Source organism: Streptomyces aurantiacus, assembly GCF_001418335.1.
In the GTDB taxonomy this organism is placed as follows: Bacteria; Actinomycetota; Actinomycetes; order Streptomycetales; family Streptomycetaceae; genus Streptomyces; species Streptomyces aurantiacus.
Window position 1 is genome coordinate 1872 of record NZ_LIPP01000404.1, and the last position, 218, is coordinate 2089.

The following is a 218-nucleotide window of genomic DNA, read 5'->3' on the forward strand; positions in this document are numbered from 1 at the left end:
CCGGCAGCCGCAGCCGCAGCCACTACGGCAACGGCAACCCGCCGCGTCGGCGCCCCGGCTGGCCGACTTCCTCGACAATCCGCCGCCCCTGCACGAACTGCCCGGCTACACCGTCGTGTCCAACGACCACGAGTTCGTCGTGGACGCCCGTGACCGCCGCCTGCCGCTGGGCCACTGGCCGCTGTGCGGTCTCTTCATGATGCTCGCGGCGGTGCGCA

At 72.5% G+C, this 218-nt stretch carries 1 protein-coding gene; it reads left to right on the top strand.

Annotated features, from left to right (window positions below; all coding sequences use genetic code 11):
• Window positions 1-218 (top strand): hypothetical protein (locus tag AOK01_RS44255; protein ID WP_169800176.1); only part of this gene is annotated, 218 nt, incomplete at both ends.